The following is a 25,580-nucleotide window of genomic DNA, read 5'->3' on the forward strand; positions in this document are numbered from 1 at the left end:
CATTAAAAGACTTGAATTCATTCAAGTCTTTTATTCATTGAGGTGAATTTATGAATTATTTAGATAATTGTGCAACAACAAAGCCAGATCCGGAAGTATTAAATACTTTCAATACAGTCAATACGAAATATTTCTATAACCCAAGCAGTCCTCACGGCAAAGGTTTAGAAGCAAATAAATTACTAGAATCCGCTCGAGATCAGATTAAATCATTATTAGGATTAACCCATCAATCAGTTATTTTTACGAGTGGTGCAACAGAATCAAATAATCTAGTGATAACTGGTATGGCACGTAGTAAGAAACAGTTTGGAAAGACAATCATCACTTCTAAACTTGAACATCCATCAGTGTTAGAAACAGTAAGAGCACTGGAAGATGAAGGTTTCAATATTAAATATGTTCAGTTTAATGATGATGCCACGCTTGATTTAGTCCATTTTAAATCGATACTTGATCAGGATGTCATCATGGTTTGTTTAATGCATGTTAATAACGTGATGGGTGCAATTTTACCGATTAAAGAGATACATGATATTATTCAGGAATATCCAAAGATTCATTTTCATGTAGACTGCGTACAGTCCTTTGGTAAACTACCGATTGATGCTAAGCTGATGGATAGCTTTGTATTAAGTGGACATAAATTCAATGGTCTAAAAGGACAAGGGATACTCGTGTTTGATCAGCTTGTAACCATCACGCATACTTTGTTTGGTGGAGGACAGGAGTACGGGTTTAGAAGCGGCACAGTGAATGTTGCGAGTGACGTATCTTTGGCAAAAGCGATGCGAATCGCTTTAAATGAACAGAATGATAATTTTGAGCGTATGAAAGCATTTAAAAATGCTATTGAATCTAAAGTGAGTCAGTATTCTGGCATTCGTGTAAATTCAATAAAAGACGGTGCACCACATGTTGTTAATATTTCGTTTGTCGGGGTAAAAGGTGAAGTTATCGTCAATAGTTTTTCGAAACATGGTATTATGATATCTACAACGAGTGCCTGTTCCTCAAAGCGAGCAAAGTTAAATGAAACATTAACTGCACTCCATGTACCAGAAGATGCGATTACTGGAAGTGTACGTATTTCTTTTGATAAATATACGACTCATGCACACATTGAAGCATTTTTGAAAGCATTTGAATTGATCTATGAAGAGATGAAGGAGCTATTAAAACGATGAAATTTGATCATATTTTAGTAAGATATGGTGAACTGACATTAAAATCAGGCAACCGTAACACATTTGTTAACCAGTTAAAAAGTAATATAAAATATGCTTTAATCCCTTTAGAAGGATATAAAGTATTAGCAAATAGAGATAGAATGTATGTTGAAGTAACAGAAGATGCGGACGTTGAAGAGATTATGCGTCGAATTTCAAAAGTATTTGGTGTGCACTCAGTAAGTCCTGTCGTTAAAGTAGAAAAGGAGATTGAAGCAATTAAAGAAGCGGCTGTTGTATTAGCTAAAGATATTGATGAACCAGGCAAAACGTTTAAAGTGGATGCGAAACGTTCTGATAAAGGCTTTCCATACGAAACGTTTGATTTACAACAAATTCTGGGTGGAGAGATATTAAAGCACATCGAACATTTAACTGTAAAAGTGAAAGATCCAGATTACAAGCTATTAGTAGAAATTCGTCGTGATGCAGCATACCTTTACTCACGCGTTATTAAAGGCGCAGGTGGATTGCCGGTTGGTACAGGTGGAAAGACATTATTAATGTTATCTGGAGGTATTGATTCACCGGTTGCAGGAATTGAAGTGATGCGTCGTGGCGTAACAATTGAAGCAATACATTTTCATTCTCCACCATTTACGAGTGAAGAAGCGAAGCAAAAGGTTATAGATCTCACTCAGATTATGGCGGAAACTGCCGGTGAAATTAAACTTCATCTCGTACCGTTTACTGATATTCAGAAGATGATTCATAAGACAGTGCCTGAGAATTTAACGATGACCTCAACGCGCCGTATGATGATGCGTATCGCCGATCAATTTGCACGTCAAATTGATGCGAAAGCACTTGTCAACGGAGAAAATTTAGGTCAGGTAGCTTCTCAAACATTAGGCAGTATGTATGCAATTAACGCGGTTACAAACCTACCGATTCTACGCCCTTTATTAACGTATGATAAAGAAGAAATCGTAATTAAAGCGAAAGAAATTGGTACGTATGAAACGTCTATCTTACCATTTGAAGACTGCTGTACAATATTTACACCGAAAAATCCTAAGACTAATCCTAGACTAGACAAAGTTGAAAGCTTTGAAAGTAAGGTCGATTTTGATGCAATGATCGAGACTGCGATTGAAGGTATAGAGACAATCACACTTTCAAAAAATAATCAAAAAACAGAAAGTGACTTCTCTGACCTTTTATAAGGAGGTAGTTTGATGTTAGATAAAAATGTTGTAATTGCTCATCGTGGGGCGAGTGCCTACGCACCTGAGCATAGTTATGCATCTTATGATTTAAGTCACTTTGATATGCATGCAGACTATATTGAGCTGGACGTACAGATGACCCTGGACGGAGAAATTATCGTAATGCATGATGAAACAGTTGAACGTACAGGACTCACGCAAGGAACAATCAAAGAAATGACACTTGAAGAGATTAAGCGTATACACATCGGCCAGTGGTTTAATGACAAGTTTCCTGAACTTGCACATGATTATTATGCCGAACAGACTGTCCCGACATTACGAGAAGTATTTATGCGTTACGGACAAGCGAACTATTATATAGAAACGAAAGCACCAGATATTTATCCGGGTATGGAAGAACAATTGACGATGATTCTAGAGGATTTTAATTTGTTAACGGACGAGCGAATGGCGAATTACCATACTGTCATTCAGTCATTTAGTCTGGAAAGTTTGATAAAGATGAATCAGTTAAAACAAGGCATCCCATTACTATTATTATGTAAGAAAGGTATGCTGCGTGATATGAGTGATGATGATCTAAAGAAGATTCATCAGTTTGTTTATGCGGTCGGTCCTAACTATAAAGATTTAGATCAAGCGTTAATTGAACGTATGCACAGAATCGGCTTTCTTGTCTTCCCATACACTTTAAATGATGAAGTGGATATGGAGCGACTTATCAATGAAGGCATTGACGGTGCATTTACGAATTATCCAGACTTACTTAGAAAGCAATTTCGAATGGATAATGGAGAAATATTTGAAGGTTAATGTTAAAAAGCTAGCGACATTTATTTGTCGCTAGCTTTTTTGATAATTAATTAAAGAATGCTTCTCGCTTGAGCTCTATCCATTTATCAGCTTCCGGGTTCTGTTCAACAAGCTGATTTACAAGTATGTCATGCCAGATAAAGTTCTGCATTAAATAAATTTGTTGTGGATCGATTGAGTAATACGCTTGTGGGTGAATATTAAGATCACTCCCATAAATCATCTCGCCTTGATCATTTATGATAATAAACCATTGTTTATCTTCGATTGCATCTGTATAACTTGTGTGTCTATGGACAAAAAGTTGATTATTTTTGTGATTTAAAGTGTGATTAGCACTGAAGATAATACCTTTTATAGCTATGTTTCTGTCTTTTAAAATATCTTCAATATTGCTGAGTGTACCTGGCCATAAAGAAACATATAGTGTTTCTTTCGTATTGTTGATCATCTCTTTTATTTTCTGGATAATATCAACTTTTGTTTGGTAAGTCTTTATAATAATATCTTCTGGTGTGACTGTATTAATATTGTTTAAATTAGTTTGTAAGTCATTCATCGTACTTTCATATTCCATTCGTTTACGATCGATAAAAGTTTGATATGGGAGTGCTACATAATAGATTTGTTCTGCTTCATCAATTTTTGTAACAATTCCTTTTTCGATTAATTTATCAAGCGTATCGTATATTCTGGCACGGGGTACTGCAGAAAGTTTACTGATTTGATACCCGTTTGCTTTACCTAATTTGATACAGGCTAAGTAACATTTTGCTTCATAGCTACTTAATCCAAGATGCATCATTTGTTTGATGATATCTTGTTCCAAAAAAACACCTCTTTACGTTATTTCAATTTTAATTTATAGTTACTATTATAGTAGTAACTAAAGGGGCGTTCAATATGGATATACAAATATTACTCATTTTAATTATTTTCGGTTTTTTAGCTGCATTTATCGATTCAGTTGTAGGTGGTGGGGGACTGATCAGTATTCCTGCATTACTTGCCACAGGTATGCCGCCTTCTATGGCTTTAGGTACTAATAAACTCGCATCATCATTTGGATCATTTACATCTGCGATTTCATTTATCCGTTCACGTAAAGTGGATTTTAATATCGTTGCCAAATTGTTTCCGTTATCATTTATTTTATCTATAATTGGTGCATTTGTTGCAACAAAGTTACCGCCAGAATATTTAAAGCCGCTTGCAATTATTATGTTGTCTCTTGTCTTAATCTACACATTATTTAAGAAAGACTGGGGGGATATTTCAACTTATCAGAAACTTACTAGGAAAAAATTGTTTTTATTTATAGTTATCATAGGTTTAATTGGTTTTTATGATGGTTTTTTAGGTGGAGGAACAGGTAGTTTCCTATTGTTTGTCTTTCTAATTATCGGATTTGACTTTTTAAGCGCTGCAGGAAATGCGAAAGTCTTAAACTTTGCGAGTAACTTAGGTGCGCTTTTGTTATTTATTGTATTAGGGCAAGTCAACTTTACATATGGACTAAGCATGGGTGCAGCAATGATTGCTGGAAGTTATGTCGGCAGCCAGTTTGCTATACGCAAAGGGGTATCTTACGTAAAAGTACTATTTGTATGTGTGACTGTATTATTAATCGGTAAAAATATATTTGATTACATTAAGGAGTACCTGTAGAAACTACTAGGTATTCTTTTTTGTAAAGAATCTTAAAATTACCTTAAAAGCGAATGGATATCCTTCTCCGCTAAAAATAATCTGTTATGATTAAGTAGAATAAAAATATTGGAGGATGAATTGATGAGTAAAAGAGTTATTGCAATGATTATTGCGGCAGTTTTATTTATTTTAGGAACGTCTGTAAGTTTCTTTACAAGTGCTGTAACAACGAATTTTTCAAAATCATTTGAAGAAGCTACAAGTATAAAAAGTGATGAACTCAGTACTACAGTGCTTGAAGGTACAGATGGATCTAACCAAATTGCACGTGTTGAAGTAGATGGTGTAATTCAGGATACTGGAGTTCCAGGATTATTTGATGAAGCAGGATACAACCATACGAAGACATTACAGACTTTAGAACAAATTAAAGACGATGACAATATTAAAGGTCTGATGCTAGTAGTGAACTCTCCAGGTGGTGGAGTATATGAAAGTGCTGAAATTCATGACGCAGTAGAAGCTATAAAAAAATCAGGTAAAAAAGTGTATGTTACGATGAAAAATATGGCTGCTTCTGGTGGATATTATATTTCTGCACCAGCTGATAAAATTTATGCTTCAAGTGAAACAATTACGGGTTCTCTTGGTGTAATTATGCAGTCTATGAATTATAAAGAATTAGCTGACAAATATGGTGTTAAATTTAATACGATTAAAAGTGGACCACATAAAGATATTATGAGTCCGACAAAAGAGATGGATGAGGAAGAGCGCAAGATTTTACAGAGCTTTGTTGACGAAAGTTATAATGCATTCGTAAAAGTTATCAGTGATGGTCGAAATATCGATACAGCACAAGTGAAAAAAATAGCTGATGGCCGAATTTATTCTGGATTACAAGCTAAGAAATTAAATTTAATTGATGAAATCGGTATGGAAAAAGATGCATTAAAAGCAATGAAAGCAGATTTGAAAGCAAAGCATGCAGAAGTCATCGAATTTAATGCGGATGATTCATTTTTCGGTAAAGATTTCTTTGCAGCAAATACATTCGTTAAACAATTGATGGGACAAAGTGATGTTGATCGTGTTCAACAAATCCTGTCAAAACGTCAAGGTTTAGAGCCAATGTATCTTTACGGGGAGTAGGTGAGAAAAATGACAGAACATTTTAATGAAAGTAATACAGTCCGTCAATATTCTCCAGTCGATAGTGATCAATATGTAAGCGAAAGAGCTAGCGGTACATATAGTCATAAGCGTAAACTTGAAGATGAAATTTTAGCGTTGACCCATGCGGGATTCGGTATTCGTCTAATAGCATATCTTATTGATCTCATCCTCATTTCAAGTATTAAAGGGATTATCATTGGACCGATCGTTGGACTAGGCGGATTACAGGATACTTATTTTGGCATAAGATTATTCTCGGTAGAAAATATTTTAAGTGCGATCATTTATTTCAGCTATTTTGTATTGATGACTTACTGCTTTAGAGCGACTTTAGGTAAGATGATACTTGGACTAAAAGTGTTAAGTTTGAAAGAAGAAAAGCTTTCTATCGGTACAGTACTTACAAGAGAATTATTCGGTCGATATATTAGTAATTTCTTTTGGTCACTGCTTTATCTTGTTGTATTATTCAATCCGAAGAAACGTGGGATTCACGATTTACTGAGTGATACATTTGTTGTAAGAGAAGATAAGGAGCAAATCAGACAATTTATTTTAAATGAAGGCGTCCGTTAAAATAATGCTTTTAGTTTTATAATTTGTCCTGTTCATGGTAAATTATTAAGTGAATAACACTTAAGGAGGAAGACAAATGACTCAAGTAACTTTTAAAAATAACCCGGTAACATTATTAGGTGAGCAAGTAACTGTAGGTACAGCAGCGCCTGATTTTTCAGTATTAGATACAGATTTAAATGTTAAGACACTAGCTGACTTTGAAGGTAAGAAAAAATTAATCTCAGTTATCCCTTCAATTGATACTGGTGTATGTGAACAACAAACACGTAAATTCAACGAAGAAGCTAGTAGCATTGATAATGCAGTTGTAATCACTATCTCAGCTGACTTACCATTCGCTCAAAAGAAATGGTGTGCAGCGAACGGTTTAGATAACGTCGTTACATTAAGTGACCATAAAGATTTATCATTTGGTACAAACTACGGTGTAGTGATGGAAGAATTACGTTTATTAGCACGCTCTGTATTCGTATTAAGCGATGCTAATGAAGTAGTTTACACTGAAATCGTTTCAGAAGGAACGAACCATCCGGATTATGATAAAGCAATCGAAGCTTTAAAATCAATCTAATTTACAATAATAATGTATAGATGCTGCCCCGAGTGGGCAGTTTTTATTTGAAAGGAAACAATGATGATAGAAGAATTATTTAAACTTATAGACGATAAAGCTAAAGCATTTCAGAAAGAAAATGGACACAGTTTCATTGAGAATTTAGGTCTGGCACTTGAAGATATTTATATGAATGAACGTGAAACTTTAGAACGTAGTACGGTTATTGACCGACGTAAAGCATTTCAATTCAGCTATTTAAGCATGTTAAAAGAAGAGATGATCCAACCAAATCATCAGATGACACCGGACAGTATCGGTTATTTAGTAGCATATGTCATTCGATTATTTATGCAGAATAATAAAGAAATTAAGATGCTTGATCTGACGAGTGGTACTGGACACTTATCTGCGACAATACATGAACAAAATCCGGAAACGACATTTGATCACGTATTAGTAGAAGTAGATCCTGTATTATCAAGATTAAGTGTACATTTAGCGAACTTTTTAGAAGTGCCGATGGATGTTTTCCCGCAAGATGCCATTATGCCATTACCAGAAGGTGATTTTGATATAGCTGTAGGAGATTTTCCGATTGGTTATTATCCGATTGATGAACGCAGTCATCAAATGAAGCTTGGCTTTAAAGAAGGACATAGCTATAGCCATCATCTACTAATCGAACAAGCGATTGCTTCATTAAAACCAGGAGGTCATGCATTTTTAATCGTTCCGAGCATGTTGTTTGAAGGTGATAATGTAGAACAGCTCCAAAAATTTATTGCTACAGAAACAGTTATGCAGGTATTTTTAAATTTTCCTACGAGTCTATTTAAGTCAGAAAATTTGCGCAAAAGTTTATTAGTGCTTGAGAATAAAAAGGTGACAGATTCAAAGCCAGTGGAAGTTTTACTGGCAAATATACCGGATTTTAAAGATGAAAGAAAAATGAAAGCCTTTTTAGATGAACTTGATACATGGTATTCAGAAAATCGTACTAAATAATTACTGTATTATTGTTGCTTTAAACCTGTATTAATGATTAAATAAGAGTGTTAAAAATTATTTAGGAGGATTTTCATGAAGAAAATTATGGCAATTAATGCCGGTAGCTCGTCTTTAAAATTCCAATTATTCGAAATGCCATCAGAAAAAGTACTAACTAAAGGTTTAGTAGAAAGAATAGGATTGAAAAATTCAGTATTTACAATTACGGTTGATGGTGAAAAACGCACAAGAACTATAGATATTAAAGATCATGAAGAAGCGGTTGATATGATGTTAGCACGCATGATTCATTACGATATTATTAAAAGTGTCGATGAATTAGATGGAACAGGACATCGTGTTGTTCAAGGTGGAGATTTATTCCCGACTTCAGCATTAGTGAATCGTGACGTTGAAGAAAAAATCGCAAAGTTAATTGAACTTGCGCCATTACACAACGCAGCAAACTTAATGGGTATTCAGGCTTTCAGAAGAATGTTACCAGATATTCCACACGTTGCAGTATTTGATACTTCATTCCACTCAACAATGCCTGAAACGGCATTTTTATATAGCTTGCCATACCAATATTATAAAGCACATAAAGTACGTAAATATGGTGCGCATGGTACAAGTCATAAATATGTAGCACAACGTGCAGCAGAAATGATGGATAGAAAACCTGAAGAAGGTTTAAAAATTATCTCTTGTCACATCGGTAACGGTGGATCAATTACAGCAGTAAAAGATGGTAAATCTGTAGATACTTCTATGGGCTTCACACCACTTGCTGGTATTACGATGGGTACACGTACAGGAGATATTGACGTTGCTACAATTCCTTATTTAATGGAAAAATTGCATAAATCAGCTGAAGAATTATTAAATGTATATAATAAAGAGTCTGGTGTATTAGGTATTACAGGTATTTCAAGCGATATGCGTGATATTGAAATCGCAGCTGAAAAAAATGAAGGACGCGCTCAACTTGCATTGGATATCTATGTAGATAGAATTCAAAAATATATCGGTCAATATGCAGCAGTTATGGGTGGTGTTGACGGTATCTTATTTACAGCTGGTGTAGGTGAGAACTCTGATACGATCCGTGAAGCAGTATGTGAAAAATTAGAATTCTTAGGCGTTAAAGTAGACCCTGAGAAAAATAATGGCTTACGTGGTAAAGAAGCAATTATCTCAACAGATGATTCTCGTGTAACAGTAATGGTTATTCCTACAGATGAAGAAGTAATGATCGCGCGTGACGTTATGGAATTCGGGGAGTTAGGTTAATATATTTAAGATGCTACCTATTTGTATTGAATAGGTAGTTTTTTTATTGTGGAAGCGTTAGCTGTACCGAAAGCGGTAGTAAATACAAAATACAACCGTTTCCGAACATGCATTTATTATATACACCAACAAAAATAGAGCTAAAATGACGATGATCATTTTAGCTCTATTATTTTCGGAGGATTGTTATCTAGGTATCTTGTGATTTCTCTGTAAATCAACGAATGCACAATAGAAGCAAGTTGGAATTGCTAAAATAATTGCAATTTCCATTTTACACACCTCCGTATTGATTTATTTTATTTGTTCTGATCCATAAATTCTTTCGTAGCTACTTCTGGTTCAAAATTATCCGGCATAGTTTCAGTTCTTACAACTAACACATCACATTCAGCATGACGTACAATTGCTTCTGAAACTGATCCGATGATGAAACGTTCCACTGCATTTAATCCAGTTGAACCACACATGATAAGGTCAGCATTTAATTTCTGAGCAATTTTCTTAGGAATAATTGTTTTTGGAGATCCATACTCAATTAAAGTTTCAACGTTATTTACACCGCGAGACCCAGCAACTTTCTTGTACCCATCTAATAATGATTCAGCAAATTGTGTTGCACGTTCAGAAATAGAACGGTCATATGCCTCAACACTTGCATAACTTCTAGTATCGATAACATTGATGATGTGAAGTGTTGCATCGTTACGTTTAGCAACCTCGACTGCTTTATTAAATGCCCATTCAGCTTCGCTTGAACCATCTACTGCAATTAAGATGTTTTTATATACTAACATGACTATCCCTCCATTTTTATATATTGCGAATCTTTTCTACACTTTAATTATACCACTAATTATTGACAATGTATGTGACACCGTCGTCAAATTTTTCTTTCTGATGATTTAAATATAATTTAAAACAAAAGGGTTTGCGTTTTAGCATCAAAGTGCTAATATGGTGATGTAAGCGTTATTATTTATAAATTAAGGGGATGAATTTTAATGATTATCGGAATTCCAAAAGAGATTAAAAACAACGAGAACCGTGTAGGTTTAACACCAGCTGGGGTACATGCTTTAGTTGAAAATGGACATACTGTACGCGTTGAAGCAGGTGCAGGTATGGGGTCTTATTTCACTGACGAGGATTATAAAGAAGCGGGTGCTGAAATCGTTTCTGTTGAGCAAGCATGGGATACTGACATGGTGATTAAAGTAAAAGAACCGTTATCAGCAGAGTTTGGATATTTTAAAGAAGGATTAATCTTATTCACTTATTTACATTTAGCACCTGAAGTGGAATTGACAAAAGCTTTATTAGAGAAAAAAGTGGTTGGTATTGCTTATGAAACAGTACAATTACCTACAGGTGGACTGCCATTATTATCTCCAATGAGTGAAGTTGCAGGACGTATGGCAACTCAAATTGGTGCACAATTTCTACAAAAAACAAATGGTGGTAAAGGAATTTTATTAGCAGGTGTTCCTGGTGTTGAAAAAGGTAAAGTGACTATTATTGGTGGTGGTCAAGCTGGAACTAACGCAGCGAAGATGGCTGTAGGTCTTGGAGCAGATGTTACCATCTTAGATTTATCTCCAGTTAGATTACAACAATTAGATGATCTGTTCGGTAGTCAGGTTCAAACGTTAATGTCTACACCTTTAAATATTGCAGAATCAGTTAAAAATAGTGATTTAGTTATCGGTGCTGTATTAATTCCTGGTGCTAAAGCGCCTAAGTTAGTAACGGAAGAAATGATTAAAACGATGAGTCCAGGTTCAGTAGTAATTGATATCGCTATCGATCAAGGTGGTATATTTGAAACTTCAGATCGTATTACGACGCATGATGATCCAACATTCATTAAACATGATGTGGTGCATTACTCAGTAGCAAACATGCCTGGAGCAGTACCTCGTACTTCAACAATGGCGTTATCGAACGCTACGATTCCTTATGCATTACAAATTGCAAATAAAGGCTATAAACAAGCAGCTTTAGATAATGAAGCGATCTTAAAAGGCTTCAATACTTTAGATGGTAATGTTACTTTCAAAGCTGTAGCTGATGATCAAGGTTTAGAATATGTTGATGCAAAATCATTATTAGAAAAGTAATTAAATGTTGTATGTAAAAGAGGAGTGCGATTTCGCACTCCTCTTAATCTTTATACAATTTTTGTACCATGGACTTCCTGAAAAGGAATAAGTTCAAGTAAATCATTTAGGTTATCTTTATTTAATCCGCCACCAGGCATGATTTCTATATTTCCTTTAGAATGTCTTAATAATCGCCCTAATTGATTAACATTATCAAGTATTGGTGTTGATTTGTCTTCGCTACCATGTGTTAATATACGCTTAAAATTCATATCGATTAAAGCATCCATTGCTTTTAGTTGCTGCCTTATTGGAATCTGATCAAAAGCCATATGCATCACACAAGGTATCTCCTGTGCTGTCTTTCTTAATTCATGCATCGTTAACGTATCCAGATCATTATCTTTTGTTAAAGCACCAAAGACGAATGCATCAACGTTTAATGATTGTAATGTGATAATATCTTCTCGCATCACTTCTTTTTCAAATAAGTTATAGGTAAAATCACCACCACGTGGACGTATCATTACTGCTACTTCGATATTTAGTGGATGACAATATTCTATAGCAAGTTTTACAAGACCGAAACTTGGTGTTGTACCACCAACAAACAGATTATCACAAAGTTCAATACGATTTGCACCATGATTTGCTGCATGGATGATTTCGTCAAATGTTTCTACTACCGCTTCTTTTATCATTTTTCATACCTTGTCAATACTTCATAACCTTCTTCAGTCACTAAAATATCATCTTCCACACGTACCCCGATTTCACCATGTAAATAAATACCCGGTTCAATTGTAAAGCACATACCTGGTTTTAATGTATCATCATTAGCAGAAGAAATATCTGGAAATTCATGCACAGTTATACCTAAGCCATGCCCTAAACGATGTGGGAATGCTTCACCATATCCTTTTTCAGATATATAGTCACGTGCGAGTGCATCGATTTCACTAATTTTTACACCAGGTTTAACACCTTTAATTGCACGTTGATTTGCTTCTGTAACAATCGCATGAATTTCCTGATGATATGCTGGCGGATTTCCAAAAGCAATCGTTCTTGTAATATCAGAGCAGTATCCATTATAGATAACGCCTAAATCAAATAGTACATACTCATCATTTTTTAGCTTACGGTTACCTGGTGTCCCGTGAGGACTTGCTGCGTGGTCTCCGAAAAGTACAGTCGTATTGAAACTCATACCGCTGATACCTTCAATTTTTAAAATTTCCGATTCTAAATATTGTGCTACTTCTTTTTCCGTAACACCTTCTTTTAAATGAGAAACACCGATTTGCAATGCTTTATCAGCATATTGTGCAGCACTTTTTAAGATTTCAATTTCATCTGCTGTTTTAATATTACGCATATCTTTGATGATCTGATCTAATGCATTTAATTGTGTGGCTTTAAAAGTATTAAGTAAGGCTTTTTCACGCTTAACAGTAACATGTTCTTCTTCAATATATAGCACTTCGTTATCCGGGAATTTAGTATTTTGCTTTGCAACTTCAAATGCATCTTCAGTATCAGAGTAACCATATGCAGTAAGATTTGATGCTTTCTGCGCATCTTCGACTTCCATATTTGGTACAACGAGTAAAGCGTTGTCTTGAGTTACATATAAAGCAGTAAGTCGTTCATGTGGATCTGATAGGAATCCACTGAAGTAATTAATGTTATCTGGTGTCGTAATCCATGCATATTCAATGGATTGAGATTGCATCAATTGCTGTAAATTTTTTAATGTTTGTTTCATAATCATGCTCCTTTTATTTCTGAGTAACTCTAGTTTATGAAAGATAAGGACATTATTCAATCAATAGTGTTTTACAATCTTTTTAAAACATTCATGAATAATGTATAATGAACTTAATAAATAGGAAGAGGTGCTAAATATGAAAGTATATTTTCATGGACAATCTTGTATTTCTTTTGAAAGTAATGGAAAAAAGGTTTTAGTAGATCCTTTTATTACAGGCAATAAATTATCAGATTTAGATGCTTCAACTGTTCAGGCGGATTATATTTTATTAACGCATGGCCATGGTGATCACATTGGTGATACTGTTGAGATTGCTAAAAGAACAAATGCAACAGTCGTTGCAACACCAGAAATTGTTTCATATTTAGGTGGACATGGGATTGAGCATGCACATCCGATGAATATCGGTGGTAAATGGAAATTTGATTTCGGTACTGTAAAGTATGTACAAGCCTTTCATAGTAATTCATTATATGATGACGAAGGAAATATTATATATTTTGGGATGCCTTGCGGACTTATCATTGAAGTAGAAGGTAAGACAATTTATCATGCAGGAGATACTGGCTTATTCTCAGATATGAAGCTTATCGCAGAACGTCATCCAGTTGATTTATGTTTTATACCGATTGGTGATAACTTTACGATGGGGATTGATGATGCAGCATATGCAATCAACACATTTATTAATCCGAAATTGACTGTGCCGATTCATTACAATACATTCCCGTACATTGAAGTGGATCCTAATGAATTTAAATCACAAGTTAAAAGTCCGGTAGAAATTCTGGATGCAGGACAATCAGTAACACTTTAAGCATTAAAAGTAATGGAAACTAGGTGGCAAATTGACAAAACATGAACAAATCATCGAGCATATATCAGGTCTAGCAGTAGGTAGTAAAATTTCGGTTAGACAGATTGCAAAAGATCTTAATGTGTCAGAAGGTACAGCATATCGTGCAATAAAAGAAGCAGAGAATAACGGTATCGTTTCAACGATAGAACGTGTTGGAACTGTTCGAATCGAAAAGAAAACAAGAAACTCAATCGACCGTCTGACTTTTGCCGAAATTGTTAATATTATAGATGGACAAGTATTAGGTGGCAGAAGTGGTCTGCACAAATCACTGACGAAATTTGCAATTGGTGCTATGGAAGTAGAAGAAGTCAGTAAGTATATCGGAGAAAATACACTACTGATTGTAGGTAATCGAATCGAAGTTCAAAAGCTTGCTTTAAGTAAAGGTTCAGCAGTTTTAATCACCGGTGGATTTGATACTGCTGAAGAAGTTAAGAATTTATCGGATCAATTAGGATTACCGATTATTTCTTCTAATTTTGATACATTTGCCGTTGCAAATATGATTAATCGTGCGATTTATGATCAATTAATCAAAAAAGAAGTGCTGACGGCACAAGATATATTAATTAAATTAGATGAAACACGTTACTTAAAGGAAAATGATTCAATCAGCGATTGGCACGCGTTATCAGAAAGCTCTAAACATACGCGTTTTCCAGTTTTGGATGCAAACAATAAATTGAGCGGCATGGTAACAAGTAAAGATATCTTCAATCAAAATCCTTCTGAAAAGATTAAGAAGGTTATGACTAAGTCACCGGTTACTGTTAACTTAAATACGACTGTTGCAAGTTGTGCGCATATTATGATCTGGGAAAGTATCGAACTTTTGCCGGTCGTATCACGTTATAATAACTTAATCGGTGTTGTTTCAAGAGAAGATGTATTGAAGGCGATGCAATCAGCGGATAGACAGCCACATATGGGAGATACATTTAATGATCAGATATTAAAGAAGATGAAGTTTAATAATGATCAAATTTCAATACAGATCACACCTCAAATGTCTAATCAATATGGTAGTTTAAGTAAATCTGTATTTCTTGCTATTATTGAGGAATCAGTTAAATTTCATATGAAGAAGTTAATTCGTGGTGATGTACTGATTGATAGTATCAATATCTTTTTCATCCGTACAGTACAGATAGATTCTATTCTGGATGTTGAAGTAAAGTTATTGGATATTGGACGTAAGTTTGCAAAGATTGAAATTGCGATTATGCAGAATAATAATGCAGTAGCAAAAGCAATGACGATTCTTCAAGTGATTGAACATTATTACTAATTAAAAAAAGACAGTCAGACATAAGTCTTAGCTCTCTTCTGTTTAACAGCTTAAATGGCGGAACAGAAGTTGCCCCTACGACAAAAACCGAACAAAAACTATAAATCAAAGCGCGATTTATTAGTTTTGTCCGGTTTTTGCTTGTGGCAGAACACTTCTGTCCCAGCCTCTCTTTTTAATCATGATTATTATCTTCTGCCTTGCTGTTTTTTACGTAATGCTTCCCATGCTGCATCTTCTTCATCAAAATGGCTTTCAAAATACTTTTTGGCCTTTATTGCGTACTGATAATTATAAATGGCATAGGCAATTAGTAATGCGCAAATGATATAAGTCAGTGTATTTGGGAATAGTAATATTTGATTACATGCAAAGGCAAACATGAAGATTGAAAAACATTGACGTGCACGTGCTCTATACCAGGCACGACGTACATCTTTCACTTCTCTAAAATATTTCGCGATATTATATACTGTGAAAATAAAAGAAAAGATCATCACTGTAACAGTGATCATGATAATATAAGGGAAAATTGTTTCCATCTTTAAACCTCCAGTCTTAAAGATTATAGCATATCTTTAAGACCTGTAAATCTATCAAACTAAGGAGAAATTATGAATAAAACTGAAATAGGAGCATTGATTGAAAAAATTAATGCTTACGACACGATCATTATATTTAGACATGTACGTCCAGATCCAGATGCAATAGGTTCTCAACTAGGATTTAAACATGCAATACAGAAGCTATTTCCAAATAAGAATGTATATGCTGTAGGAAGTTCGGTGGACAATTTAAACTTTATCGGTGAAATGGATGAAATCAATGATGCGATATTTACAGATGCACTTGCTTTAGTGTTAGACACGGCAAATGCACCACGCATTGATGATGAGCGTTATAAGTTGTGTAAATCTATCATAAAGATAGACCATCATCCCCCGGTAGATCAATATGGTGAAATTAATATCGTTAATACTGATAGTTCTTCAACAAGCGAAATAATCTATGAAATTCTGTTGAATATCGGTTATGGTACGGACTTAATTACACGAGAAGTTGCACGCTGTCTATATATCGGTATCGTAGGTGATACAGGTCGTTTCTTGTTTAATAATACGACGAGTAGAACGATGGCGATTGCTTCAGAACTATTGAAATACGATATAGATCATACCCAGATGATCAATCAAATGCAGCAACGTGACCTAACATCTATACGTTTTCAAGGGTATGTATTGCAACATTTTATATTTGAGGAAGGTGTAGGATATATATTCATTACGAAAGAAATATTAGAACAATTTAATATTTCTGCTAGTGCAGCATCTTTATTTGTTAATAGTCTTGCGGATACACAAGGCATTAAAGCTTGGGCGTTTGCCATTGATGAGTCAAGTGAAATTCGTGTTCGTCTTCGCAGTAAAGGTGTAGTTATCAATGAACTTGCAGCAGAATATAATGGTGGTGGCCATCCATTGGCGAGTGGTGCATCTGTTTATAGTGTAGAGGAATTAGAAAGATTAATCGCGCAATTAAAAGCGTTAGTAAATGCTTAATAAAATGAGGTGAATTTCTTGGTAGTACATTTAAATATTCATACGTCATATGATCTGCTCCATTCAACAGTTAAGATTGATGACTTGATTAATCGTGTCAAGTCGCTTGGACAAAAAGCAGTTGCGATTACTGACTTAAATGTACTATTTGGTGTGCAGTCATTTTATTCAGCTTGCATCGATGCTGGTATTAAACCGATTATTGGTATGGAAATCATCCTGACAGACGGGATTGAAAATTGTTATACAGTTTTATTAGCCAAAAATAATGAGGGTTTTAAAAGCCTGATGCAGTTATCTTCACGTATACAACTGAAAAATCTACAAAAAATATCAATTGATGTACTGCGTCAATATACTGACCAGTTAATCGTTATTTATAAACAATTAGATGTGAATCAGGAACATTTTGTGTTGGAAGATGCCGATTATTATGTCAGTCACGATAGTACAATTGAAGCTAGGCGTGTATATATCGATGATGTGCGATATTTATCGCCGGATGGTATCGTAGATTTAAGCATCTTAAACGCAATTGATGATAATAAAAAGATACCACTTGAGACAATTCAATTAAAGTCCGGAACAAAATATATTAAATCAGATGAAATATTATTAGATTTGGGTATTTCTGAGAGTGTCGTCCAGGCAACAGAAGAAATTGCTGAAGCATGTAATGTTACGCTTGAGCAATCAACGCATTTACCTAAATATCCGGTTCCTAATGATTTATCAAGTGATGCATATCTTAATGAACTTTTGCAAAAGCAAAAAGTAAAGTTTCCTCAATTTGATGAAAGATATGAAGAACGATTAACATATGAATATGAAGTCATTCAAAGCATGGGATTTTCTGATTACTTTTTAATCGTTAGTGATTTAATCCATTTTGCTAAGACAAATGATATATTGGTAGGTCCTGGGCGTGATCATCAAGTGGTTCTCTCGTAAGTTATGTCCTTGGGATCACTACTATTGATCCGATTGAACATGATTTACTTTTTGAGCGTTTTTTAAATCCCGAACGTGTAACGATGCCGGATATTGATATTGACTTTGAAGATAAAGAGCGCGATAAAGTAATTGATTATGTCATTCAGAAATATGGTGCATTCAATGTGAGCGGTATCGTGACATTCGGTCATCTGTCTATGAAAGCAGTGATGCGTGACGTAGGACGTATACTGCAGTTCTCAGAAAGTGAGTTAAAAGAAGCAAGTTTAATATTGAGTAATAAAAGCTTTAATAATTTAATCGATGCATATGAAGATGATGCATTTTCCAGATTTATTGATTATAATGAACGACGCAAAAAATGGTATCAAATTGCGAAATCACTTGAAGGTTTACCACGACATACATCAACTCATGCTGCGGGCATTATCATTCATGACCAGTTACTTACTGATTATGTACCTTTATTGATGGGTGAAGAATACCCACTTACCCAATGGAATATGACTGAAGTAGAAGCGGTTGGATTACTTAAAATTGATTTTCTTGGTTTACGTAATTTAACGATCATACACAATATATTACGTTCTATTAAAGCACAATATGGTAAGTCAATAAATATTGAACAAATTCCGATGGATGATATAAAAGTTTATGAGCAGTTATCCAGTGGAGATTCAATGGGGATATTCCAATTAGAATCAGAAGGAATACGCAATGTATTAAAACGATTAAAACCAGAAAATTTCAATGATATCGTTGCAGTTTTAAGTCTTTATCGTCCTGGTCCGATGGAACAAATACCGTTATATATTGAAAGACGTCATCATCAGCAAACTGTTCAGTTACCTCATGTAGATTTAGAGGATATTCTATCACCTACTTATGGTGTAATCATCTATCAGGAGCAGATTATGCAGATTGCAAATCGATTTGCTGGGTTTAGTTTAGGTGAAGCGGATATTTTAAGACGAGCTATGAGTAAGAAGAACCATCAGACGTTGCTGGAGGAACAAGAGCATTTTGTATCGGGTAGCATGAAGAATGGTTATTCAAAACAAGATGCGACGGCGATTTATGAATTAATCTTAAAGTTTGCTAATTATGGATTCAATAAAGCACATGCTGTCGCATATGCAAAAATATCATATATTATGATGTATTTTAAAGTGCATTTCCCAAATATATTTTATGCTGCGACACTCAGTAATCAAATTGGTGTTGAGCATAAAACAAAAGAAATTATCGCTGAAGTTAAATCAAGGATGATCAATATTTATCCCGCTGATATTAATCAGGCGGGCTGGTATTACAAAGCGCAGAAGACAGGTATCATGATGTCACTCGGTATGATTAAGGGTGTCGGTTACAGAAGTGTGGTTGAAATTGTTGAAGAAAGAAAAAAAGGACCGTACAAAGATATTTATGACTTTTGTGCCAGAATACCGAAACGCGTTAAATCTAAAGCATTGCTGGAAGCATTGATACATGTCGGTGCTTTTGATAAGTTTGAAGAAAATCGTGCAACTTTGCTTGCTTCACTTGATGCGATTCTTGATGTCGAAAAAGAAGCTTTTGGTGAAATGAACTTTCTCGAATCATTAGGACTCAATAAGAAGAAAATCTATCATTATCATGAAGAGATGTCGGATGATCAAAAGGCAAGTTATGAGCTGGAGTATCTTGGATTCTATATTTCCAGACATCCAATTGAAGCCATGTTTAATGAACTACAATACTTGCCTTTATATCGTATGAGTCAAAAAGTCAATGATCAGTATATCTTACTCTGGGTTGAAGGAATCAGAAGGATTAGAACAAAAAAAGGTCAGCCAATGGCATTTGTACAAGCGATGGATGGTATCCAGCAGATGGACCTTGTTGTTTTTCCAAAAGTATTCCACCAATACGAGCCATTGATTCAAACCAATAAGCCTCTTATTGTAAAAGGGAAATTTGATGATAAGAAAGATAATCAAATCATTGTAAACGAAGTCATTAAAGTTGATGATTTTGTTGAGAATATTCATTTGAATGCGAAGCAGTTATTTGTAAGAGTGCCACTTCAAAATACAGAACAAATTAATAAACAAGGTGATATTGAAGTGATTCAGTTTGAGCAGAATGAAATGAAATCGATTGGATTTATTCAGAGAGACAAACTAGATGACTTTATGTCTCGATATGATAAGGCAGATATTCGTCTAATTTAACATTTCAAATCATTTTAATATATGGTATAGTATTCCTTAGTGGTCTGACCACTAAGGTTTTTTTATTGATGCGAAGGGGGAAAAACCTTGAATCCAATACCAAACAAAGGATTTAATGCAGTAATTACTGCGATTAATGAAATTATAAAAACTAAAAATTTAACTGCTGGCGATAAGCTACCTTCTGAACGTTATTTGAGTGAAAATCTTAATATTAGCAGGTCAAGTGTTCGTGAAGCACTTAGAGCTTTAGAAATGCTTGGTGTGATTGAAACACGACGTGGTGAAGGTACTTATTTAACAGAAATGGATAATAATCAATTTATAGAAATGATAGCAGGCTATGTTGTGACAACAGAAACACAGCAAGCTGAAATTACTGATTTTATACATATGATAGAATCAATCGTAACTGTTGAGGGTACGAAAGTACAACATTTAAGTGATGCGATTGAATCACGTAATACCATCATGTTTCGTGTATGGAAATTATTGAAACAGTTTGAAAAGACATATGATGTAGAGGAGTGATGGATATGTTCAAAGATATATTTAAGCGTAATAAGAAGAAAAAATATGTAGCTGTACAAAACATGAAAGATACAGAAGTTCCTGAAGGCATCATGGTCAAGTGTCCTAAATGTAAGAAGATTATGTATACAAAGGAATTAAGTACGAACCTAAATGTGTGTTTTCATTGTGATCATCATATGGCATTAAGTGCGTATGAACGTATTGAAGCTGTTACTGATAAAGATAGTTTTGAAGAATTTGATGCAGTGATTGCTTCTCAAAATCCACTTTCATTTCCAAATTATGCAGAGAAGTTAGAAAGCGATAAAGAAAAGACTGGATTGAATGAAGCGGTTGTAACTGGTGTCGGTAAAATAGATGGAAATCGATTTGGTATCTGCGTGATGGATTCAAGATTTAGAATGGGGTCTATGGGTACTGTAGTGGGTGAAAAAATAAGCCGAGTGATCGATTTCTGTACGGATCATGAACTTCCATTTGTCATATTTACTGCCAGTGGTGGTGCACGTATGCAGGAAGGCATTCTTTCTCTGATGCAGATGGCTAAAACAAGTGTAGCGATAGAAAGACATAGCGAAAAAGGACTCTTATTTATTTCATATATGACACATCCGACAACTGGCGGAGTTTCTGCGAGCTTTGCTTCTGTAGGTGATATCAATTTAGCTGAACCAGAAGCGTTAATTGGCTTTGCAGGTCGACGTATTATTGAACAGACGATCAATGAGAAACTACCAGACGACTTTCAAACAGCTGAGTTCCTACTTGAACATGGACAACTGGATAAAGTAGTGCATCGTAAAGTAATGAAAGAAACGTTAAGTAAACTCATCCAGATGCATACGAAAGGAGTATAACGATGGCGCTTGAATTTGAAAAACCATTAATTGAACTCGATCGAAAAATTGAAGAATTAAAGAAATATATGGCAACTGAAGGTGTAGACTTAAGTGATGAAGTAAAAACATTACAGATTTCGAGAGAAGAAAAATTTAATGAAATCTATGATAACCTTACACCTTGGCAACGCGTTCAAATTGCACGACTTACAGAACGTCCAACAACACAGGACTACATTCATTATTTGTTCGAAGATTTTATTGAACTACATGGAGATCGCAATTTTAGAGATGATCCGGCAATCATTGGAGGTATAGCACGATATAAAGGACAACCAGTCACAGTGATAGGACATCAACGCGGAAAAGATACTAAAGATAATATATATAGAAATTTTGGGATGGCACATCCGGAAGGATATCGTAAAGCATTGAGATTAATGAAGCAGGCAGATAAATTTAATCGTCCTATTATACTATTTATTGATACGAAAGGTGCATACCCCGGTAAAGCAGCAGAAGAACGTGGACAAAGCGAATCTATTGCCAGAAACTTAGTTGAAATGGCGGGTCTTTCAGTACCGGTTATTTCGATTGTTATTGGAGAAGGCGGTAGTGGTGGTGCATTAGGTTTAGGGATATGTAATCGATTATTAATGCTTGAGAACTCAACGTATTCTGTTATTTCACCTGAAGGTGCGGCAGCATTGTTATGGAAGGATAGTAGTTTAGCACAGCTCGCTGCAGAAAGTATGAGAATTACGGGACCAGACTTACTGGAACTAAATATTGTAGATGAACTGATTACCGAAGTTAAAGGTGGCGCACATTTAAATATCGCTGCTCAAAGTGAACATATTGATATTTCTATTGAAAAACATTTAAATGAATTAATGCAATTAGATAAACAGGCATTAAAAAATCAACGCTATGATAAATTTAGAAAAATTGGCAGTGTAATGTAAACTTATTTGTCAGTAAATGCTGTTATGTAAATTATCGGAAAACAATGAAAACGCTTAAAGTGAAACCCGTAGAAGCTTATTCTATCGGGTTTTTAATTTGTTCAAAGATAAAACGTTTACATCTGTTATAATACATGATTTTAATGGATATAAATATTGGATTGTGTTAATTTAAAGGTATCAATAGACAAAAGGTGAGGATAATACTATGAAAAAGATAGCAGTATTAACAAGTGGTGGGGATGCACCAGGCATGAACGCTGCAGTGCGTGCAGTCGTACGTAAAGCAATGTACCATGATATTGAAGTTTATGGTGTTTATCAAGGGTATCATGGTTTAGTGAATAATAATATTCATAAGATGGAACGTGGTACCGTAGGAGATAAAATTCAACGTGGTGGTACGTTCTTACAGTCGGCGCGTTGCCCTGAGTTTAAAGATCCAGAAGTGCGCCAAAAAGGTATTGATAATTTAAAACAACTCGGCATTGAAGGATTAGTTGTAGTTGGTGGAGATGGTAGTTACCGAGGTGCGCAACGTCTGAATGAAGAAGGTATTAAGACGATTGGTATCCCGGGTACAATCGATAATGATATTAATGGTACTGATTTTACAATCGGTTTCGATACAGCATTAAATACAATTATAGAAGCAATTGATAAGATTCGTGACACTGCGTCAAGTCATGAACGTACATTTATTGTTGAAGTAATGGGACGAAATGCAGGAGACCTTGCTTTATGGTCAGGACTTGCTGGTGGAGCTGAGACAGTATTAGTTCCAGAACATAAGAAAGATATTAAAGAAATTGCAGATAAAATACAACAAGGTATTGAGCGTGGTAAGAAACACTCAATCATTGTTGTTGCTGAAGGTGTTATGATGGGTCACGAATGTGGTGAACAGCTTAAGAAGTATATTAACGTTGATACGCGTATATCAGTATTAGGACATATGCAACGCGGTGGATCTCCATCAGGATTAGATAGAGTATTAGCAAGTAGACTAGGTGGCTATGCTGTAGAATTATTAATGAATGATGAAACAGGGTTAGCTGTTGGTATTCAGAATAACAAATTATCTAAAACATCATTTGATGATATCTTCTCTGCAACGCATACTTTAGATGAACAAATGTATGCTTTATCAAATGAGTTATCAATTTAATATAATTGTTTATTATCACTGTTGAATGAATACTGAATTAGAATTAACTTTCTTAATTGAATAGAATAAAAAAAAGTTACCGGAGGCTCATAAACATGAGAAAAACTAAAATAGTATGTACGATAGGACCAGCATCAGAATCGCCAGAAATGTTAGAGAAATTAATGAACGCTGGAATGAACGTAGCACGTTTAAACTTCTCGCATGGTAGTCATGAAGAGCACAAAGCACGTATCGACACGATTCGTGAAGTCGCTAAAAAATTAGATAAAACTGTAGCGATTCTTTTAGATACTAAAGGACCTGAAATTCGTACACATAACATGGAAAACGACAAGATTGAATTAATTAAAGGTTCTACAGTTGCAATTAATATGAAAGAAGTATTAGGAACACCAGCAGAATTTTCTGTGACATATGAAGATTTAATTAACGATATTCATGTAGGTTCAACGATTCTTCTGGACGATGGATTAATTGAATTAACGGTAAAAGATATCAAGCATGAAGAAGGCAGAATTATCTGTGATGTGATCAATGCAGGCGAATTAAAGAATAAAAAAGGTGTTAACTTACCAGGTGTTAAAGTAAATTTACCAGGGATTACAGATAAAGATGCGCAGGATATTATATTTGGTATTGAACAGCGCGTTGACTTCATTGCGGCATCATTCGTTCGTCGTGCAAGTGATGTTTTAGAAATACGTAAAATTTTAGAGGATAGAAATTGTGATTTCATCAATATTATTCCTAAAATTGAAAATGAAGAAGGTATTGAAAATATTGATCAGATTTTAGAAGTTTCGGATGGATTAATGGTTGCTCGTGGAGATATGGGTGTAGAAATTCCGGCAGAAGAAGTACCACTAGTGCAAAAAGATTTGATTCAAAAATGTAATGTTGTGGGTAAACCAGTTATAACTGCGACACAAATGTTAGATTCTATGCAACGTAATCCGCGTTGTACACGTGCAGAAGCAAGTGACGTGGCAAATGCGATTTATGACGGAACAGATGCTGTCATGTTATCTGGTGAGACTGCAGCAGGATTATATCCTGAAGAGTCAGTTAAAACGATGCATAACATTGCTTTTGCAGCAGAAGAAGCTCAGGATTATAAGCGTTTATTATCTGACAGAACGAAATTAAATCAGCCTTCAATGGTCAATGCAATTGGTGTATCTGTAGCACATACTGCATTAAATTTAGATGTTCAAACGATTGTTGCTGCAACTGAAAGTGGAACAACTGCACAGACAATTTCTAAATATCGCCCACATGCTCATATCATTGCAGTAACACCTTATGAAGAAACTGCACGTCATATGGCACTTGTTTGGGGTGTTATTCCAGTGATTAAGACAGGGAAATCAACGACAGACGAATTATTAGATAAAGCAGTTCAGGCAGCAATTGAAGTAGGAACTGTTGAGAATGGAGATTTAATAATTATCACTGCAGGTATCCCTACTGGTGAAGCTGGTACAACGAACTTAATGAAAATCCATTTAATTGGAGATGTCATTGCAGCTGGACAAGGTATTGGCCGTAATGCAACAGTTGGTAAAGTATTAGCTGTTAGATCTGCAGAAGAACTAGCAGATAAAGACTTATCAGACAAAGTCATTGTAGCGCCTTCTACGGATGCTGACATGGTTCCATACATTGAAAAAGCTTTAGCAATCGTAACTGAAGAAGGTGGCTTAACATCACATGCAGCAGTTGTTGGATTAACGTTAGGTAAGCCAACGATTGTTGGCGTTGTAGACGTTATGGAAAAACTAGAAACTGGTACTTTAGTAACAGTGGATGCAGAGCACAATAAAGTTTATGTTGGACATGCAAAAGTAAATTAATTGTTATATAT

The 25,580-nt window shown here is 35.0% G+C and carries 23 protein-coding genes and 1 pseudogene; 19 read left to right on the forward strand and 5 right to left on the reverse strand.

Annotated features, from left to right (window positions below; all coding sequences use genetic code 11):
• Window positions 1–50 precede the first annotated feature (50 nt).
• Genes BFS35_RS00590 through BFS35_RS00600 form a run of 3 tightly spaced genes read left to right on the forward strand, consistent with a single transcriptional unit; the run spans window position 51 to window position 3,214 of the window.
• Window positions 51–1,187: a cysteine desulfurase family protein gene (locus BFS35_RS00590; protein ID WP_099579878.1), complete on the forward strand. Its 1,137-nt coding sequence runs from the start codon at window positions 51–53 to the stop codon at window positions 1,185–1,187.
• Complete coding sequence (thiI, locus tag BFS35_RS00595; RefSeq protein WP_099579880.1) at window positions 1,184–2,395, forward strand: tRNA uracil 4-sulfurtransferase ThiI; 1,212 nt, start codon at window positions 1,184–1,186, stop codon at window positions 2,393–2,395. The genes BFS35_RS00590 and thiI overlap by 4 nt, the downstream gene beginning before the upstream one ends.
• A 12-nt stretch (window positions 2,396–2,407) precedes the next feature.
• Window positions 2,408–3,214, forward strand: a complete 807-nt coding sequence (locus BFS35_RS00600) for a glycerophosphodiester phosphodiesterase (protein WP_099579882.1) — start codon at window positions 2,408–2,410, stop codon at window positions 3,212–3,214.
• A gap of 46 nt (window positions 3,215–3,260) precedes the next feature.
• Here the strand turns inward: BFS35_RS00600 and BFS35_RS00605 are convergent, their stop codons facing one another.
• Window positions 3,261–4,043, reverse strand: coding sequence for a TrmB family transcriptional regulator (locus tag BFS35_RS00605; protein WP_099579884.1), 783 nt, complete (start codon window positions 4,041–4,043; stop codon window positions 3,261–3,263).
• Between the two features lie 74 nt (window positions 4,044–4,117).
• Between BFS35_RS00605 and BFS35_RS00610 the strand changes: the two genes are divergently transcribed.
• The 6 genes from BFS35_RS00610 to BFS35_RS00635 all read left to right on the forward strand — a co-directional run bounded on the left by BFS35_RS00610 (window position 4,118) and on the right by BFS35_RS00635 (window position 9,455).
• Window positions 4,118–4,882, forward strand: a complete 765-nt coding sequence (locus tag BFS35_RS00610; protein ID WP_099579886.1) for a sulfite exporter TauE/SafE family protein — start codon at window positions 4,118–4,120, stop codon at window positions 4,880–4,882.
• Between the two features lie 120 nt (window positions 4,883–5,002).
• On the forward strand, window positions 5,003–6,016 hold the full coding sequence (gene sppA / locus BFS35_RS00615; protein WP_099579888.1) for a signal peptide peptidase SppA: 1,014 nt from the start codon (window positions 5,003–5,005) through the stop codon (window positions 6,014–6,016).
• A gap of 9 nt (window positions 6,017–6,025) precedes the next feature.
• Entirely contained in the window at window positions 6,026–6,616 is a 591-nt protein-coding gene (locus tag BFS35_RS00620) for an RDD family protein (protein WP_099579891.1), read from the forward strand.
• A 76-nt stretch (window positions 6,617–6,692) separates the two neighbouring features.
• Window positions 6,693–7,190, forward strand: coding sequence for a thiol peroxidase (gene tpx, locus BFS35_RS00625; RefSeq protein WP_099579893.1), 498 nt, complete (start codon window positions 6,693–6,695; stop codon window positions 7,188–7,190).
• A 60-nt stretch (window positions 7,191–7,250) separates the two neighbouring features.
• A complete protein-coding gene (locus tag BFS35_RS00630) occupies window positions 7,251–8,180 on the forward strand; it encodes a class I SAM-dependent methyltransferase (RefSeq protein ID WP_170137290.1) in 930 nt (309 codons plus the stop codon).
• A gap of 75 nt (window positions 8,181–8,255) precedes the next feature.
• Window positions 8,256–9,455 carry an acetate kinase gene (locus BFS35_RS00635; protein ID WP_099579895.1) on the forward strand — a complete coding sequence of 400 codons (1,200 nt, stop codon included), beginning with the start codon at window positions 8,256–8,258 and terminating at the stop codon, window positions 9,453–9,455.
• A 299-nt stretch (window positions 9,456–9,754) separates the two neighbouring features.
• On the opposite strand, the gene BFS35_RS00640 is transcribed toward BFS35_RS00635, so the two are convergent.
• Entirely contained in the window at window positions 9,755–10,252 is a 498-nt protein-coding gene (locus tag BFS35_RS00640) for a universal stress protein (RefSeq protein WP_099579897.1), read from the reverse strand.
• Window positions 10,253–10,459: 207 nt separating this feature from the next.
• Between BFS35_RS00640 and ald the strand changes: the two genes are divergently transcribed.
• Complete coding sequence (gene ald / locus BFS35_RS00645) at window positions 10,460–11,575, forward strand: alanine dehydrogenase (protein WP_099579899.1); 1,116 nt, start codon at window positions 10,460–10,462, stop codon at window positions 11,573–11,575.
• Window positions 11,576–11,625: 50 nt separating this feature from the next.
• Here ald and BFS35_RS00650 read toward each other — a convergent pair whose 3' ends face one another.
• Both BFS35_RS00650 and BFS35_RS00655 read right to left on the reverse strand, forming a co-directional pair.
• Window positions 11,626–12,258 (reverse strand): copper homeostasis protein CutC, encoded by a 633-nt coding sequence (locus BFS35_RS00650; RefSeq protein WP_099579901.1) that lies wholly within the window; start codon window positions 12,256–12,258, stop codon window positions 11,626–11,628.
• Window positions 12,255–13,325, reverse strand: coding sequence for a M24 family metallopeptidase (locus tag BFS35_RS00655; RefSeq protein WP_099579903.1), 1,071 nt, complete (start codon window positions 13,323–13,325; stop codon window positions 12,255–12,257). Before BFS35_RS00655 ends, BFS35_RS00650 begins: the two co-directional genes overlap by 4 nt.
• 139 nt (window positions 13,326–13,464) lie before the next feature.
• On the opposite strand from BFS35_RS00655, the gene BFS35_RS00660 reads away from it, so the two are divergent.
• Together BFS35_RS00660 and BFS35_RS00665 are read left to right on the forward strand one after the other, a co-directional pair.
• Window positions 13,465–14,148: a metal-dependent hydrolase gene (locus BFS35_RS00660; RefSeq protein ID WP_099579905.1), complete on the forward strand. Its 684-nt coding sequence runs from the start codon at window positions 13,465–13,467 to the stop codon at window positions 14,146–14,148.
• A 31-nt stretch (window positions 14,149–14,179) separates the two neighbouring features.
• Window positions 14,180–15,481, forward strand: a complete 1,302-nt coding sequence (locus BFS35_RS00665) for a DRTGG domain-containing protein (RefSeq protein WP_096076163.1) — start codon at window positions 14,180–14,182, stop codon at window positions 15,479–15,481.
• Window positions 15,482–15,669: 188 nt separating this feature from the next.
• Here BFS35_RS00665 and BFS35_RS00670 read toward each other — a convergent pair whose 3' ends face one another.
• A complete protein-coding gene (locus BFS35_RS00670) occupies window positions 15,670–16,023 on the reverse strand; it encodes a YtpI family protein (RefSeq protein WP_099579907.1) in 354 nt (117 codons plus the stop codon).
• Between the two features lie 72 nt (window positions 16,024–16,095).
• Here BFS35_RS00670 and BFS35_RS00675 point away from each other — a divergent pair, with 72 nt between their 5' ends.
• From BFS35_RS00675 to pyk, 7 genes and pseudogenes are all read left to right on the forward strand, one after another.
• Window positions 16,096–17,040 (forward strand): DHH family phosphoesterase, encoded by a 945-nt coding sequence (locus BFS35_RS00675; RefSeq protein ID WP_099579909.1) that lies wholly within the window; start codon window positions 16,096–16,098, stop codon window positions 17,038–17,040.
• A gap of 18 nt (window positions 17,041–17,058) precedes the next feature.
• Window positions 17,059–20,207, forward strand: a pseudogene (locus BFS35_RS00680) (DNA polymerase III subunit alpha).
• A gap of 87 nt (window positions 20,208–20,294) precedes the next feature.
• Window positions 20,295–20,738 carry a FadR/GntR family transcriptional regulator gene (locus BFS35_RS00685; protein ID WP_099579911.1) on the forward strand — a complete coding sequence of 148 codons (444 nt, stop codon included), beginning with the start codon at window positions 20,295–20,297 and terminating at the stop codon, window positions 20,736–20,738.
• 5 nt (window positions 20,739–20,743) lie between these two features.
• Window positions 20,744–21,598 (forward strand): acetyl-CoA carboxylase, carboxyltransferase subunit beta, encoded by an 855-nt coding sequence (gene accD / locus BFS35_RS00690; RefSeq protein WP_099579913.1) that lies wholly within the window; start codon window positions 20,744–20,746, stop codon window positions 21,596–21,598.
• Window positions 21,599–21,600: 2 nt separating this feature from the next.
• Window positions 21,601–22,545, forward strand: a complete 945-nt coding sequence (gene accA / locus BFS35_RS00695) for an acetyl-CoA carboxylase carboxyl transferase subunit alpha (RefSeq protein ID WP_099579915.1) — start codon at window positions 21,601–21,603, stop codon at window positions 22,543–22,545.
• A 208-nt stretch (window positions 22,546–22,753) separates the two neighbouring features.
• Window positions 22,754–23,713, forward strand: coding sequence for a 6-phosphofructokinase (gene pfkA / locus BFS35_RS00700; protein ID WP_099579917.1), 960 nt, complete (start codon window positions 22,754–22,756; stop codon window positions 23,711–23,713).
• Between the two features lie 95 nt (window positions 23,714–23,808).
• Complete coding sequence (gene pyk / locus BFS35_RS00705; protein ID WP_099579919.1) at window positions 23,809–25,569, forward strand: pyruvate kinase; 1,761 nt, start codon at window positions 23,809–23,811, stop codon at window positions 25,567–25,569.
• Window positions 25,570–25,580: the final 11 nt, after the last annotated feature.

Origin of the sequence: Macrococcoides goetzii (genome assembly GCF_002742385.2) — a bacterium.
Taxonomy (GTDB): domain Bacteria; phylum Bacillota; class Bacilli; order Staphylococcales; family Staphylococcaceae; genus Macrococcoides; species Macrococcoides goetzii.

Coding starts and splice junctions, on each gene's coding strand:
- BFS35_RS00600 (WP_099579882.1), top strand. CDS start 2,408: ATGTTAGATAAAAATGTTGTAATTGCTCATCGTGGGGCGAGTGCCTAC.
- BFS35_RS00590 (WP_099579878.1), top strand. CDS start 51: ATGAATTATTTAGATAATTGTGCAACAACAAAGCCAGATCCGGAAGTA.
- BFS35_RS00620 (WP_099579891.1), top strand. CDS start 6,026: ATGACAGAACATTTTAATGAAAGTAATACAGTCCGTCAATATTCTCCA.
- BFS35_RS00675 (WP_099579909.1), top strand. CDS start 16,096: ATGAATAAAACTGAAATAGGAGCATTGATTGAAAAAATTAATGCTTAC.
- BFS35_RS00670 (WP_099579907.1), bottom strand. CDS start 16,023: ATGGAAACAATTTTCCCTTATATTATCATGATCACTGTTACAGTGATG.
- thiI (WP_099579880.1), top strand. CDS start 1,184: ATGAAATTTGATCATATTTTAGTAAGATATGGTGAACTGACATTAAAA.
- accA (WP_099579915.1), top strand. CDS start 21,601: ATGGCGCTTGAATTTGAAAAACCATTAATTGAACTCGATCGAAAAATT.
- pfkA (WP_099579917.1), top strand. CDS start 22,754: ATGAAAAAGATAGCAGTATTAACAAGTGGTGGGGATGCACCAGGCATG.
- ald (WP_099579899.1), top strand. CDS start 10,460: ATGATTATCGGAATTCCAAAAGAGATTAAAAACAACGAGAACCGTGTA.
- BFS35_RS00630 (WP_170137290.1), top strand. CDS start 7,251: ATGATGATAGAAGAATTATTTAAACTTATAGACGATAAAGCTAAAGCA.
- BFS35_RS00660 (WP_099579905.1), top strand. CDS start 13,465: ATGAAAGTATATTTTCATGGACAATCTTGTATTTCTTTTGAAAGTAAT.
- BFS35_RS00610 (WP_099579886.1), top strand. CDS start 4,118: ATGGATATACAAATATTACTCATTTTAATTATTTTCGGTTTTTTAGCT.
- accD (WP_099579913.1), top strand. CDS start 20,744: ATGTTCAAAGATATATTTAAGCGTAATAAGAAGAAAAAATATGTAGCT.
- BFS35_RS00655 (WP_099579903.1), bottom strand. CDS start 13,325: ATGAAACAAACATTAAAAAATTTACAGCAATTGATGCAATCTCAATCC.
- tpx (WP_099579893.1), top strand. CDS start 6,693: ATGACTCAAGTAACTTTTAAAAATAACCCGGTAACATTATTAGGTGAG.
- BFS35_RS00650 (WP_099579901.1), bottom strand. CDS start 12,258: ATGATAAAAGAAGCGGTAGTAGAAACATTTGACGAAATCATCCATGCA.
- pyk (WP_099579919.1), top strand. CDS start 23,809: ATGAGAAAAACTAAAATAGTATGTACGATAGGACCAGCATCAGAATCG.
- BFS35_RS00640 (WP_099579897.1), bottom strand. CDS start 10,252: ATGTTAGTATATAAAAACATCTTAATTGCAGTAGATGGTTCAAGCGAA.
- BFS35_RS00635 (WP_099579895.1), top strand. CDS start 8,256: ATGAAGAAAATTATGGCAATTAATGCCGGTAGCTCGTCTTTAAAATTC.